16 protein-coding genes and 1 riboswitch are annotated in these 13,329 nt (G+C 42.7%); all 16 genes read right to left on the reverse strand.

Features of this window, described 5'->3' with window-relative positions:
* Nucleotides 1-311: 311 nt before the first annotated feature.
* A complete protein-coding gene (gene sufB / locus AAEO50_RS20025; protein WP_172248786.1) occupies nt 312-1,709 on the reverse strand; it encodes a Fe-S cluster assembly protein SufB in 1,398 nt (465 codons plus the stop codon).
* A 40-nt stretch (nt 1,710-1,749) separates the two neighbouring features.
* Nucleotides 1,750-2,190 carry a Fe-S cluster assembly sulfur transfer protein SufU gene (gene sufU, locus AAEO50_RS20030; protein ID WP_071620486.1) on the reverse strand — a complete coding sequence of 147 codons (441 nt, stop codon included), beginning with the start codon at nt 2,188-2,190 and terminating at the stop codon, nt 1,750-1,752.
* The gene (locus AAEO50_RS20035; RefSeq protein ID WP_341986133.1) at nt 2,180-3,409 is read right to left on the reverse strand and encodes a cysteine desulfurase; all 1,230 of its coding nucleotides are present in this window, start codon (nt 3,407-3,409) and stop codon (nt 2,180-2,182) included. The genes sufU and AAEO50_RS20035 overlap by 11 nt, the downstream gene beginning before the upstream one ends.
* Nucleotides 3,409-4,719, reverse strand: a complete 1,311-nt coding sequence (gene sufD, locus AAEO50_RS20040; protein ID WP_341986134.1) for a Fe-S cluster assembly protein SufD — start codon at nt 4,717-4,719, stop codon at nt 3,409-3,411. The genes AAEO50_RS20035 and sufD overlap by 1 nt, the downstream gene beginning before the upstream one ends.
* Before the next feature lie 17 nt (nt 4,720-4,736).
* Entirely contained in the window at nt 4,737-5,522 is a 786-nt protein-coding gene (gene sufC / locus AAEO50_RS20045; RefSeq protein WP_341986135.1) for a Fe-S cluster assembly ATPase SufC, read from the reverse strand.
* Between the two features lie 352 nt (nt 5,523-5,874).
* Nucleotides 5,875-6,051 carry a hypothetical protein gene (locus tag AAEO50_RS20050; protein WP_341986136.1) on the reverse strand — a complete coding sequence of 59 codons (177 nt, stop codon included), beginning with the start codon at nt 6,049-6,051 and terminating at the stop codon, nt 5,875-5,877.
* 677 nt (nt 6,052-6,728) lie between these two features.
* Entirely contained in the window at nt 6,729-7,094 is a 366-nt protein-coding gene (locus AAEO50_RS20055; protein WP_341986137.1) for a carboxymuconolactone decarboxylase family protein, read from the reverse strand.
* Nucleotides 7,095-7,233: 139 nt separating this feature from the next.
* Complete coding sequence (locus AAEO50_RS20060) at nt 7,234-8,055, reverse strand: MetQ/NlpA family ABC transporter substrate-binding protein (protein ID WP_341986138.1); 822 nt, start codon at nt 8,053-8,055, stop codon at nt 7,234-7,236.
* Nucleotides 8,056-8,070: 15 nt separating this feature from the next.
* Nucleotides 8,071-8,739 (reverse strand): methionine ABC transporter permease, encoded by a 669-nt coding sequence (locus tag AAEO50_RS20065; protein ID WP_341986139.1) that lies wholly within the window; start codon nt 8,737-8,739, stop codon nt 8,071-8,073.
* Nucleotides 8,736-9,758 (reverse strand): methionine ABC transporter ATP-binding protein, encoded by a 1,023-nt coding sequence (locus AAEO50_RS20070; protein ID WP_341986140.1) that lies wholly within the window; start codon nt 9,756-9,758, stop codon nt 8,736-8,738. Before AAEO50_RS20070 ends, AAEO50_RS20065 begins: the two co-directional genes overlap by 4 nt.
* Nucleotides 9,759-9,913: 155 nt before the next feature.
* Nucleotides 9,914-10,019, reverse strand: a riboswitch (SAM riboswitch).
* A gap of 117 nt (nt 10,020-10,136) precedes the next feature.
* A complete protein-coding gene (locus tag AAEO50_RS20075) occupies nt 10,137-10,490 on the reverse strand; it encodes a hypothetical protein (RefSeq protein ID WP_341986141.1) in 354 nt (117 codons plus the stop codon).
* A 292-nt stretch (nt 10,491-10,782) separates the two neighbouring features.
* Entirely contained in the window at nt 10,783-11,106 is a 324-nt protein-coding gene (locus AAEO50_RS20080) for a thioredoxin family protein (RefSeq protein WP_341986142.1), read from the reverse strand.
* 2 nt (nt 11,107-11,108) lie between these two features.
* A complete protein-coding gene (locus AAEO50_RS20085; RefSeq protein WP_341986143.1) occupies nt 11,109-11,471 on the reverse strand; it encodes a toprim domain-containing protein in 363 nt (120 codons plus the stop codon).
* A gap of 513 nt (nt 11,472-11,984) precedes the next feature.
* A complete protein-coding gene (locus AAEO50_RS20090; RefSeq protein WP_341986144.1) occupies nt 11,985-12,230 on the reverse strand; it encodes a YusG family protein in 246 nt (81 codons plus the stop codon).
* Between the two features lie 85 nt (nt 12,231-12,315).
* Entirely contained in the window at nt 12,316-12,699 is a 384-nt protein-coding gene (gene gcvH / locus AAEO50_RS20095; protein WP_341986145.1) for a glycine cleavage system protein GcvH, read from the reverse strand.
* A gap of 146 nt (nt 12,700-12,845) precedes the next feature.
* Nucleotides 12,846-13,202: an arsenate reductase family protein gene (locus AAEO50_RS20100; protein WP_341986146.1), complete on the reverse strand. Its 357-nt coding sequence runs from the start codon at nt 13,200-13,202 to the stop codon at nt 12,846-12,848.
* Nucleotides 13,203-13,329 lie beyond the last annotated feature (127 nt).

Raw genomic sequence — 13,329 nt, forward strand, 5'->3', positions numbered from 1 at the left:
GAAAATATCCCTCCCTAATTCCTGACATATTTATGTTTCTAGTGTACTTTTTTCGGTACAAATATGTCCAAAGGAATTAGGGGGTCGTAGAGATTAACTAGTGAACAGGGAGTCGAAAGAAGTATTTATGTGCGATATTTCCGATATATGTGCGAAATTTTGAATATATGTGCGAAATTCCCATTTTATGTGCGAACTACCGATTAAACGACAAAATCCGACTTCCCTCATTCTCTCTTCACTGCCAACTGGCCCTAATCAAAAACAAACCCCTTCTGCCGAAGCAAAAGGGGTTAAAAACTCAATATCTATTATCCGATTGAACCTTCCATCTCGAATTTGATCAGGCGGTTCATTTCAACTGCGTATTCCATTGGAAGTTCTTTCGTGAATGGCTCGATGAAGCCCATTACGATCATTTCAGTTGCTTCTTCCTCTGAGATACCGCGGCTCATCAGATAGAATAATTGTTCTTCAGATACTTTCGATACCTTTGCTTCGTGTTCCAACGAGATATTGTCGTTAAGAATTTCGTTGTAAGGAATCGTATCGGAAGTAGACTGATTATCCATGATCAGCGTGTCACACTCGATGTTTGAGCGTGCACCTTCCGCTTTGCGTCCGAAGTGAACAATACCGCGGTATGTTACTTTACCGCCGTGTTTGGAGATCGACTTCGAGACGATGGTTGAAGAAGTGTTCGGCGCCAAGTGAATCATCTTAGCCCCTGCGTCCTGGTGCTGACCTTTACCTGCTAATGCGATGGAAAGAGTCATGCCTCGGGCGCCTTCTCCTTTAAGGATGACTGCCGGATATTTCATCGTCAGTTTAGATCCGATGTTTCCGTCTACCCATTCCATTGTTGCGTTTGCTTCACACACGGCACGCTTCGTTACCAGGTTGAATACATTGTTCGCCCAGTTTTGAATCGTCGTGTAACGGCAGTATGCATCTTTTTTGATGATGATTTCAACAACCGCCGAGTGAAGTGAATTCGTTGTGTAGACAGGTGCTGTACAACCTTCTACATAGTGTACGCTTGCGCCTTCATCAACAATGATCAATGTACGTTCGAATTGACCCATATTCTCAGAGTTGATACGGAAGTACGCTTGAAGCGGAGTATCAACCTTAATACCTTTAGGCACATAGATGAACGATCCACCGGACCATACCGCAGAGTTCAGTGCAGCAAACTTGTTATCCGTTGGAGGGATGACTTTTGCCCAATGCTCGCGGAAAAGCTCTTCGTTTTCTTTAAGGGCAGAATCTGTATCTTTGAATACGATTCCCATATTTTCAAGATCTTCCTGCATGTTGTGGTAAACAACCTCAGATTCATACTGGGCAGATACCCCTGCAAGATACTTTTGCTCAGCTTCTGGAATACCCAATTTATCAAACGTCTGTTTGATTTCTTCAGGTACTTCATCCCAGCTGCGCTCTGACTTCTCAGAAGGCTTTACGTAGTACGTAATGTCATCAAAGTTCAGTTCTTGTAAGTCGCCGCCCCATTGAGGCATTGACATATTATAAAAATGGTCAAGTGACTTCAAACGGAAATCAAGCATCCATTGAGGCTCTTCCTTCATGCGGGAGATTTCTTCGACAATCTCACGCGTCAAACCACGTTTTGAACGGAAAATTGATACGTCTTTATCGCTAAAACCGTATTTATAATCCCCGATCTCAGGCATTTTCTTTGCCATGTTGATTCCTCCATTCTTTGATAGAGTACCGAAGAAGAGCTTACTCCTGCTCTTCTTCTTTCACTCCTTTTTCCATCGCCTTCCACGCCAGTGTCGCACATTTAATGCGGGCAGGGAATTTAGCGACTCCTTGAAGTGCTTCAATATCTCCTAAATCCACATCTTCATCATATTCGTTTCCTTGCATCATATCAGAAAAAATCTTCGACAGCTTCAATGCTTCGTCAATTTCTTTACCTTTTACAATCTGTGTCATCATGGATGCAGATGCCATCGAGATGGAACACCCTTCGCCGTCAAACTTGGCGTCCTGGACAATACCGTCTTCCACCTTCAGTGTTAAATGGATCCGGTCGCCGCAGGTCGGGTTATTCATATCGATTGTAAAGCTTCCATCTTCCAAAGACCCTTTGTTACGGGGATTCTTATAATGGTCCATGATGACTTGTCTGTACAGCTGATCTAAGTTATTAAAAGACATCGCTGAAAAACTCCTTTGTCTTCACTAGGCCTGCAACAAGTTTATCAATATCTTCTTCTGTATTATACAGGTAGAAGCTGGCACGTGCAGTCGCTGAGACATTCAGCCATTTCATAAGCGGCTGTGCACAATGGTGACCGGCACGGACAGCAATTCCTTCCGCATCAAGTACTGTTGCCACATCATGCGGGTGGACATCATCAATGTTGAAGGTAACAAGACCGGCACGCTGACCGGGATCTTTCGGACCAAAGATGGTCATCCCTTCCACTTGATTCATTTTATCTAAAGCATAAGCTGCAAGTTTGTGCTCATATGCTTCGATATTGCCCAATCCGATATCCTCAAGAAAATCAATCGCTGCCCCGAGGCCGATCGCTCCAGCTATGATCGGTGTGCCGCCTTCGAACTTCCAAGGAAGCTCTTTCCAAGTGGATTCCTGAAGGCCGACGAAGTCGATCATTTCCCCGCCGAATTCTACCGGTTCCATTTTGTTCAGGTGCTTTTTCTTACCATAAAGTACACCGATCCCTGTAGGGCCGACCATTTTGTGGCCGGAGAAAGCGAAGAAGTCACAATCAAGGTCCTGCACATCTATTTTCATGTGAGGAGCAGCCTGTGCCCCGTCCACGACCATGACTGCGCCCTGATCATGGGCGATCTTCGTAATTTCTTTGATTGGATTCATCGTCCCCAGTACGTTCGAGACCATCATGATTGAAACAATTTTCGTTTGAGAAGTAACCGTTTCTTTGACATCTTCAAGCGTGATCGTTCCATCCTCTTGAAGAGGAACGTACTTTAATACTGCGCCTGTTTCCTTCGCAAGCTGCTGCCAAGGAATGATGTTGCTGTGGTGCTCCATGTGAGTGATGACGATTTCATCACCCTCACTTAGGTTGGCACGCCCGTAGCTCGAAGCTACTGTATTGATTGCCGTTGTCGTTCCGCGGGTGAAAATCACCTCTTGAGTAGACGCGGCGTTGATGAATTTACGGACCTTTTCACGGGCTCCTTCATAGCCATCAGTCGCTCTTGTCCCTAGAGTGTGTACACCTCGGTGAACATTTGAGTTATAGCCGCGATAATAATCATTGATCGCTTCGATAACGGAAATCGGCTTTTGAGAAGTTGCTGCACTATCTAAATAAACAAGTGGATGGCCGTTCACTTCCTGGTCGAGAATCGGAAAATGCTTACGAATCTCTTTTACATCCATTAGTTTACTTTCCTTTCGATAACCTCGACAAGCTGCTTCTTAACCCCTTCGATCGGCAATTGATTTACCACAGGAGCAAGGAAGCCGTGAATAACAAGACGTTCCGCTTCTTTTTGCGGAATACCGCGGCTCATCAGGTAGTAAAGCTGAAGCGGATCAACGCGTCCAACTGAAGCTGCGTGACCTGCTGTTACATCATCTTCATCGATTAGAAGAATCGGGTTAGCATCTCCGCGTGCTTTTTCGCTGAGCATCAATACGCGTGATTCCTGCTCTGCATTCGACTTGGAGGCACCGTGTTCGATTTTGCCGATCCCGTTGAAGATGGAAGATGCTTCGTCTTTCATAACTCCGTGTTTCAAGATGTAACCTTCAGAATTTTTACCGAAGTGAACAACTTTAGTCGTGAAGTTTTGCTTCTGTTTGCCTCGACCGACAACAACCGTTTTCGTGTCAGCAAAAGAACCGTCACCCATCAAGTTCGTTACGTTTTCAGAGACAGTGTCTCCATCGTTCATTAATCCAAGTGCCCACTCAATGCGTGCATCTCTTGCTGCAACACCGCGGCGATTCACATAAGTCGTCAAGCCGCTTGCAAGATTGTCCACTGCACCGTATGCCACTTTGGCATTATTGTTTGCCACTACTTCTGTTACGATATTGTATACGCCGTCTTCAACATCAGTCGTAGAAATATAGTTTTCTACATATGTCACTGAGCTGTTGTCTTCTGCAACCACTAATACGTGATTGAACATGGCAACTTCAGCATTATCGTGAACATATACCGCTTGAATAGGCTGTGTTAATTCTACGTTTTTCGGAATGTAAAGGAAGGCTCCCCCATTCATTAACGCTGCATGAAGTGCAGTAAGCTTGTGCTCATCCGTTTTCACGCCTTCTGTCATGAAAAACTTCTGAACTAGGTCACTGTGCTCTTTCACCGCTGTGAAAATATCCGTGAATATAACACCGCTGTCTTTTAATTCATTTGAAAGTGAAAGAAAAGCAGGTGTGTTATTTCGTTGAATATATAAGCTTTGATCCTTACTGTCTAAGTCAACTAGTGCTTTTGCTTCTTCTGGCAGCTCACTCAACGATGAAAACGAATCACTTTCAACTGAATGCTTCTGGAAAGAAGTGAAATTCCAGTTTGTGATTTTCGTCTTATCTGCAACCGGAAGGCTAAGATCCTTCATTTTACTAAAGGCATCTGTACGAAGGGTTGTTAACCATTCTGGCTCTCCAAGCTGCTTTGAGTAGGAGCTGACATAGTCCTGATCTACTGATAGTTTCGTTTCTACAGTCATTATTATCCCCCTAACACTTACGCTTCTTGGCCAACAGTTTCGTCTTTGATTCCTAACTCTTCTTTAATCCAGTCATAACCTTCCGCCTCTAGGCGCTGTGCTAATTCCGCACCGCCAGATTTCACAATACGCCCTTGCATCATTACGTGTACACGGTCAGGTGTGATGTAGTTAAGAAGACGCTGATAGTGAGTGATGATTAAGCATCCGAAATCTTCTCCGCGCATTTTGTTGATTCCTTTAGAGACAACTTTAAGCGCATCGATATCAAGACCGGAATCAATCTCATCAAGGATGGCGATCTTAGGCTGAAGCAGCATCAATTGAAGAATTTCGTTACGCTTCTTCTCACCGCCGGAGAAACCTTCATTCAAGTAACGCTGTGCCATATCCGGATCCATTTCAAGGTATTCCATCTCAGAATCCATTTTACGGATGAATTTCATTAATGAAATCTCATCACCTTCCTCGCGACGGCTGTTGATAGCTGAACGCAAGAAGTCGGCATTTGTCACCCCGCTGATTTCACTTGGGTATTGCATTGCGAGGAATAGACCAACGCGTGCACGCTCATCCACTTCCATTTCAAGGACATCTTCACCGTCAAACGTGATGCTTCCTTTTGTTACTTCATACTTCGGATGACCCATGATAGCAGAAGATAAAGTAGACTTACCTGTACCATTTGGTCCCATTACTGCGTGGATTTCTCCACCTTTAATTTCAAGGTTAACCCCTTTCAGGATTTCCTTTCCTTCAATCTCAACATGAAGATCTTTAATTGTTAAAGTAGAACCTGCCATGTGTATATACCTCCGTGACTTTTATAAATGTAAGAATTAAATTCTTTAATCATTCTCAATTTATTCTCATTACAATCTTATAACAAATAAAAGGTATTATCAACTTTTTCAGAAGCGGCGCACATGTTAATCCTTCACTATTGTTTGCTTAAACAATCAGAAAAATGTAGGACCTTCCACTGAAGGAGTTTGTCCTTGTTTCTTCTTATATAAATAGGAAGAAATTACATGATTACGATGAGCTTCTATCACCGCTGTTGATTTCAGTGTGCAAGACTTCGCTTTTCGCGAAGTACCCGCATTAATGAAAAAAACCAGTGTCTGAATCAACACTGGTTTTCCTTTGCATCTATTATATATTAGCATGCACTTTTCTATCAAGTGCTGCAATCATTCTTCGGCTTTCTTTGTAATCCTGCTCTCTTTGTTTTTCTACTTGCATTCTGACCGCATGCTTTCGTTTGTACACCTCGTAACCAATTCCATGGGCACTATGCATCGCCTTTTCCATTTCACTTGTGTACGTCAAACCCTCAAGAGAGTCGATAATGAATCATTCCTTTCAATTTTTATATTCATAACTATACTACCCCCTCCTTCTGAACACAAAACCCGTATTTCTTCATTTTTTCTCAAAAAACATATTCAGAAGATTTTTACAGAAGGGTATCATTAAGTTTTCACAAAATTCCGCCATTATACTAGCAAATAATAGGTAAGTTAGTAAATATCCAGAGGCTTGCATAAAGATGAAGCGCTTACATTTATATACCTGTTAAACACCGCTGTTGATTTCCGTGCAAGACTTCGCTTTCCGCGGGTGACCCGTGAACCTCCTCGTCGCTGCAGCTCCTGCGGGTCAGAAAAGCGGAGGCGGTTTAATTAGCCCCGACAAGCATAAGGTGAATGGGTCGGGAAGGCGTCTTTTGCCTTCTTGGACCATTTAGCTTATGACCTCGAGGGGCTAGCCGCCAGAGCTGGACAAGTCTCACATTTGTCACTTCTCTCGCCGGAGTCTTCGTCTTGCACTCCAATCAACAGCTGGAACCGGTTAATAACAAGCCCTATACTTTAACAGTCCCAAAGAAATACAAGATGACCGTGAATATAATCAATTTAAATAAATACTGGGTATATAGCCACCTATATAATAGAAGAAACTAAAAAACGGAAGGGTCAATGGTGACTGACCTCCCGTTTTTTTCATTATTGCTTCAGTTGATTAAGTTCCTGCACGGATTGCTGGACAAGTGTTACTGCCTGGCTCATTGCGGCACCGCCGCCGAATGCTGCGGTGACTCCCACTGCTTCGAGGATTTCCTGTTCGGAACAACCCTGATCCAGGCATCCTTTTGTATGATAAATGATGCAGTATTCATCCTGGGAATAGAGGCTGATGCCAAGGGCGATCAGCTGCTTTTCTTTTTTCGTCAGAACGCCTTCTCTAAAACAATGCTCTGTGAAGGTATTATAGTGCTGGGCAAGTTCCGGCATTTTCTCCGTAAAAATCCCAAGCCCCATTTTATAATCATGAAGTGCAGCTTCAGTTGTATTTCTTGGTTCCATTTGCATCGTATTCAACTCCATTTTCCGAATTAGATTATCGAAAATAGTATGGTCGTTTCAACGGTGTTTTATGTTACGAAAGTGTATTTACCATCAAAAAAAGAACCCATGGCATTGTACACCATGGGTTCTAAAGTATTCGTATTTATTCTTTTACTGGAACAACTGCCCCATCCCATTCTTTCGAAATGAACTCCTGGATTTCATCTGAACGGAGAGCTTCTACAAGTGCTTTCACTTCATCTTTGTTCTCATCGCCTTTATTCACGGCAATGACGTTCACGTATGGTGAATCTTTATCTTCAATGGCGATTGAATCTTCCAACGGATTCAGGCCAGCATCAATCGCATAGTTCGAATTGATGAGGACAGCATCTCCTTCTTCATTTTCATATAATTGAGGGAGAAGGGCTGCTTCATATTCATAGTCAAACTTCAGTTTCTTCGGATTTTCTTTAATGTCTTCAAGTGTCGCTTTTGTTTTGTCCACACCATCTTTGAGTGTGATCAGATCTTTTGCTTCAAGAAGGGTAAGAATACGGCCATGATCTGCTACGGAATTACTCATTAATATCGTGGCACCTTCTGGCAGGTCCTCTAATGAATCATATTTTTTCGAATAAACACCAATTGGCTCGATGTGGATTCCGCCAGCATTTTCGAACTCATATCCGTGCTCTGCTTTTTGAGACTCCAGGTACGGGATATGTTGAAAATAGTTGGCATCCAAATCGCCATTTTCAAGATCTTTATTAGGTAAAATATAATCCTGATAAGTCTCGATTTCCAAGGTGATTCCTTTTTCCTCGAGAATCGGCTTTACTTCTTCCAGGATTTCTGCGTGGGGGATATTTGATGCACCTACCACTAATTCTTTCTTATCTCCGCTTCCTCCGCTTTCGCTTCCGCAAGCTGTTAATCCAAAAATACTTGTTGCTGCAATAATTCCTGCTACCCATTTTTTCATGTTTTTTCTCTCCTCTTATCGTTTATCTAATTTATTTGTAAAAAAATCTCCTATGATTTGAATGGCAAACACAATGATCAAGATCATGATGGTTGCCGCAAGCGTTACATCTTCACGGCTGCGCTGGAAACCATCCAGATAAGCAAGGTTCCCCAGGCCTCCGGCTCCTATTACACCTGCCATCGCTGTATATCCTACAAGCGCGATGGCTGTGACCGTTATCCCCGAGATTAGTGCCGGCATTGATTCCGGCAGCAGGACCTTCAGGATAATCGTGCTGGTTTTTGCCCCCATTGCCTTGGCAGCTTCAATTACACCCTTATTAACCTCTCTCAGTGCAATTTCGACCATTCTGGCATAAAAGGGAGCTGCCCCTATGATTAATGCTGGCAGAGCAGCATTTGCTCCCCGTATGGTGTCCAATAAGAACTTCGTAAAAGGAATCAGCAATACGATCAGAATGATGAAAGGAATCGACCTGAATACATTCACGACAGAACTTGTGACTGTGTAGGTGAGCTTGTTTTCCCACAGATTTTCTTTGGAGGTCAGGAATAAAAGGATCCCGAGAATGATACCTAGTACAAAAGTGATGAGAACAGACATACCGGTCATATAAAGGGTTTCTAACGTTGCTTCCCACAGTTTTTCCCAATCGACATTCGGAAATAGTGTTTCGATCATCCTGCCATCACCTCCACTTTCACCTGTTGACTTTCAGTGAATCGGAGAGCTTCCCTCAGCAGAGATTCTTCCCCGTCCAAATGAACAAACAGAGTGCCGTATGCCCCTTTTTGCGTCTGGGAAATCTGCCCCTGCAGGATATTCACTTCAAGGTCAAACTTCCTGATTAATGAAGTGATCAACGGCTGACCTGTCGACTCTCCCACGAATGTAAACTTCAATACTTTCCCCGTCGGATAGTGACTGACCAGCTGCTGGATCACTTCTTCTGAATCCTGGTCCTGCGAGACTTCCTTCACAAAACGCTTTGTCACTTGCTGCTGAGGATTACGGAATACTTCAAGTACATCTCCAAGCTCTGCAACCTTTCCATTTTCCATGACTGCCACCCGGTGACAGATTTTTTGGATCACATGCATTTCATGCGTGATCAATACGATGGTCAGTCCGAGACGCTTATTGATATCAACCAATAAATCCAGTATCGAATCTGTCGTCTGCGGATCAAGTGCAGAAGTAGCCTCATCACACAGCAGAACACTAGGGTTGTTCGCGAGTGCCCTTGCAATTCCGACTCGCTGCTTTTGTCCTCCGCTCAGTTGGGAAGGATACGCGTCCCCTCTCCCTTCGAGTCCGACAAGCGTCAGCAGTTCATTGGCTCTTTGGTTTCTTTCCCTTTTAGACACCCCTGCTATTTCTAAAGGAAACTGAATGTTTTCCAGGACTGTCCTTGACCATAATAGATTGAAATGCTGAAAAATCATTCCGATGGACTGCCGTGCTTCACGGAGCTTTCTTCCTTTAATCTTTGACACAACCTGACCGTTCACATTGATTTTCCCTTCGGTCGGAACCTCGAGTCCATTCAGCATCCGGATCAGCGTACTTTTCCCGGCACCACTGTAGCCGATCACTCCAAAAATTTCACCTTCCTGAATGGCGAGGTTAACTCCATCTACGGCTGATATGGGACCTGATTTTGATTGATAGATTTTCTTGACATCTGAGATCGTAATCATGTTGTGAGCCACCTTCTTTCTCTAAGTAAAACCATCGTTCTAATAAGAATTAAGACTTCTTATATTCAGAATGTGTAAAAGGCTGCCCCCTGAAATCCGAAAAAAAATGCCTTTCTGCAGATAAGCAGAAAGGCATAATCAAAAGACTATCCTTCCTCTTATCTTTCAAAGCATACGCTTTGAGTGAATTGGCACCATTTCAATAGTATTGACGGTTGCCGGGCTTCATAGGGCACTTCCCTCCACCACTCTTAATAAGAGTAAGTCTAAATATATTAAGTTCATGAGTGTAAAGTCTCAGAAAATTTGCTACAAAAGTGATTTTATCACCACGTATATAGTGTGTCAATTGTTTTTTTCAGAAGATTAAAGCAATCGCTAGACTTCCACGGTTTCTTTTAACACGGGTCTAGTCAGCCACAACACAGACTCGACAAATAACAGAGGACGATATCCTCCCCGTACCGACAATTGATTATGTTCAATCATTCGAGATAAAAGTTCCTGTCCTTTCAGTACGCACGTGATCATCTCTTCATTTCCTTCGATGACAAATCCAGGCTCAAATGTATTATCGTCTTCCATAATCAAACATTCTTTATCAGAAAGAGAAATAGTGTAATGCTGATCTTCACAATCGAATTGAAGGATAAACGGATCTGAAGGAAATAATAGCTGCAGATGGTACTTCGAACGGCACTGGTCAATTAACTTCTCTAATAGATTTCTCATAAATACCCTCCCGCGAATCTTCTTACTATTACTCAATTCTACTTATGGATATTTTATCCTTTTTTAGTCTGTCGACATGATTATTAGAGGAAAAGGCGTTTTTGTCGAAATGAATAGTTTTGAATATTCAGATTATAAAATACGAGCAATTTCTCTTCATTTCCCAAGAAATATGTCCTAGTTTGTAGAAATCTTTTCAGGTTGCATTGGGGAAAAAGGTTTTTTATTCTTCGCATACTGGCTCTATCTTATCGCGCGCGGAAGTGGTTAGGCTCACAAATAGAAAAGACCTTTAATCAGTAAAGGTCTCCGTTTTCTTCAACATTTCATATAGGTGGGGAACAGATTGGAAGGCATAGATCCTTTCCCTCTCCTCTGAGTTTTTATATAGAATTAAACATGGCACACTTTCAATGGACTGCTCTTCTGCAAACTGCGGTAAGTAATTCAAATTGACTTTATCAAAATGAAAAGATTGGGGGAGCTTTTTAACGACTTCCATCATTCTGCCTGCTACCTGGCATGTCCCACACATTGGGGTGTATAGATAAACCGCAGTCAGCTCGTGGGTGTTTATTGAATCATATAGCGCACTTGTACTACTTACCTCATTCAACGTTAACTCATCCTTTTTTCCAGAAATTCCTTGTGTACATCAATATTGGCACCGATCAGTACAGATGCCAAATGATATTCAGGGGCAGATGCCACTTCTTTATACATCCGGTCAATATATAGGTGTTCTGCTTCCGGAAATTCACGTTTAAACTGTTTACGAAGCTTTTCTCCTGCATGATCGGCATCCACAAGTATATAAACATCTCTCTGTTCTAACGAATCAATCAATTCGTCCATTTTTGTGATGCTGATGGTTCCATTTGTACAGATAATCTCAATGGGCTCTTTAATGATTCCCTTCACTTTGCGTTTATCCGTTGTACCCTCTACAATGATTACTTTTTCATCATCAATTTCAGACATTGTCATCACCTTATCTTTCAAAAATAAGATTAGGATAGTATATTCAATTAATTAGAGATGATGTCCACTACTTACTTATATCTTCTCATTTTTTTTTGGAAATAGAAAGAAAAAAGGTCCCTTAACTCCGCTGTTGATTTCCGTGCAAGACTTCGCTTTCCGCGGGTAGCCCGTGAGCCTCCTCGTCACTTCGTTCCTGCGGGTTAGAAAAGCGGACGGGCTTTGCTCAGAGGCGGGTGGTATAAGGCGAATCGGCCATGAAGGCGTTTTTTTCCTTCTTGGACGAGTTGACTTATGACATGTGCCTCTAAGCCCCGGAGCTGGACACGTCTCACATTAGCTACTCTTCCCGCAGGAGTCTTCGTCTTGCACTCCAATCAACCGCTGGAACAGGCTTAAATCTTTTTCGGAAAAATAAAAAAATCTTACATACTCAATACCTTGCATCAACATTAAAACAGGCAAAAGGGTGCCAGATCTGTAAGGATAAGTCTGGCACCCTTCAAATGAACCTTAACACCAGCCGCCTTCGTCGCAGTCAGTATAACGGGCTTCAGTGCCTTCGGTGGCGGTGTAGTTTTGAAAGATTTTATTTTCTTTCGCTTCAAAATTAGGTTCCATGGAGATTCCTTCAAGTGGCACCGTCATTCTGCCGATCGGCTGATTGTCGAGATATAATTCCAGCTCTCCATTTTTCAGTTTTCCCGTCACACGTTCGGTGACATCGAGTTTCTTTGGTTCAAGAGACATTATGGTCATCCTTTCTTAATTGGTTTCTACCATATAGAATGCCCCAAATAATAAACAAAACACCTTGAGAATATACTCAAGGTGCCTCAAACGATTAACCTTCGTTAATCATTTCTTCATATTGTTCTGCTGTCATAAGCTTGTCCACTTCTCCAGCATCAGATGGTTCAACAACGATCATCCAAGCTTTTTCATAAGGAGATTCGTTTACAAATTCAGGGCTGTCAGAAAGCTCTTCATTCACTTCAACCACTTTACCTGAAACAGGTGCATACAGCTCGGAAACCGTTTTAACTGACTCAACGCTCCCGAAAGGTTCGTCAGCCGTTAAATCGTCGCCTACTTCCGGCAGTTCAACGAAGACGATATCGCCCAGTTCGGATTGTGCAAATGCTGTAATTCCAATACGTAATTTTTCCCCTTCAGTCTTGACCCACTCATGTTCTTCAGAATAGCGAAGATCTTTCGGTGTACTCATTTAAAATCCCTCCAAATACTTGGTATACAACCTAATATTGACACACTTTTTAATAAAAAAGCAAGAAAACACAAAGTTTCATTCAAAACTTTTCACATGTTGTTACAGGACCTTCCATATAACGGTTAGACGAGATGAAAATACCCCTATTTCCATGTCTCTTCAAACGTTTCTTCTTTGAACCCTACCGTCACCTTGGAACCATCTGTCGTGAGGGGACGTTTGATGAGCATACCATCTGAAGACAGTATTTCAAGCAGCTCTTCATCAGAAGCAGAATTCACTTTATCCTTCAATCCAAGTTCGCGATACTTTTTCCCGCTGGTATTGAAAAACTTTTTCAACGGCAGACCGCTTTTTTCATAAAGGCTTTTCAGTTCGTCCTTGGACGGGGGATTTTCAACGATATGTATTTTATTAAAGTCTGCGTTATTGTCCTCAAGCCATTTCTTTGCTTTCCGGCACGTTCCGCATTTTGGATATGAATAAAAAGACAATGACATGTTACCACCACCTTTCAATTTGATTTTAAACACCGCTGTTGATTTCCGTGCAAGACTTCGCTTTCCGCGGGTGACCCGTGAGCCTCCTCGGCAAGCCTGCGGGCCGAAAAGCGGAGGGGCTTCGCTC

This window comes from Rossellomorea oryzaecorticis (genome assembly GCF_038405515.1).
Lineage (GTDB): Bacteria > Bacillota > Bacilli > Bacillales > Bacillaceae_B > Rossellomorea > Rossellomorea oryzaecorticis_A.

Bases quoted from the DNA above. Each gene is read 5' to 3' on its own strand.
- sufB (WP_172248786.1), bottom strand. From the start codon at position 1,709: ATGGCAAAGAAAATGCCTGAGATCGGGGATTATAAATACGGTTTTAGC.
- sufU (WP_071620486.1), bottom strand. From the start codon at position 2,190: ATGTCTTTTAATAACTTAGATCAGCTGTACAGACAAGTCATCATGGAC.
- AAEO50_RS20035 (WP_341986133.1), bottom strand. From the start codon at position 3,409: ATGGATGTAAAAGAGATTCGTAAGCATTTTCCGATTCTCGACCAGGAA.
- sufD (WP_341986134.1), bottom strand. From the start codon at position 4,719: ATGACTGTAGAAACGAAACTATCAGTAGATCAGGACTATGTCAGCTCC.
- sufC (WP_341986135.1), bottom strand. From the start codon at position 5,522: ATGGCAGGTTCTACTTTAACAATTAAAGATCTTCATGTTGAGATTGAA.
- AAEO50_RS20055 (WP_341986137.1), bottom strand. From the start codon at position 7,094: ATGCAAATGGAACCAAGAAATACAACTGAAGCTGCACTTCATGATTAT.
- AAEO50_RS20060 (WP_341986138.1), bottom strand. From the start codon at position 8,055: ATGAAAAAATGGGTAGCAGGAATTATTGCAGCAACAAGTATTTTTGGA.
- AAEO50_RS20065 (WP_341986139.1), bottom strand. From the start codon at position 8,739: ATGATCGAAACACTATTTCCGAATGTCGATTGGGAAAAACTGTGGGAA.
- AAEO50_RS20070 (WP_341986140.1), bottom strand. From the start codon at position 9,758: ATGATTACGATCTCAGATGTCAAGAAAATCTATCAATCAAAATCAGGT.
- AAEO50_RS20075 (WP_341986141.1), bottom strand. From the start codon at position 10,490: ATGAGAAATCTATTAGAGAAGTTAATTGACCAGTGCCGTTCGAAGTAC.
- AAEO50_RS20085 (WP_341986143.1), bottom strand. From the start codon at position 11,471: ATGTCTGAAATTGATGATGAAAAAGTAATCATTGTAGAGGGTACAACG.
- AAEO50_RS20090 (WP_341986144.1), bottom strand. From the start codon at position 12,230: ATGACCATAATGTCTCTTGAACCAAAGAAACTCGATGTCACCGAACGT.
- gcvH (WP_341986145.1), bottom strand. From the start codon at position 12,699: ATGAGTACACCGAAAGATCTTCGCTATTCTGAAGAACATGAGTGGGTC.
- AAEO50_RS20100 (WP_341986146.1), bottom strand. From the start codon at position 13,202: ATGTCATTGTCTTTTTATTCATATCCAAAATGCGGAACGTGCCGGAAA.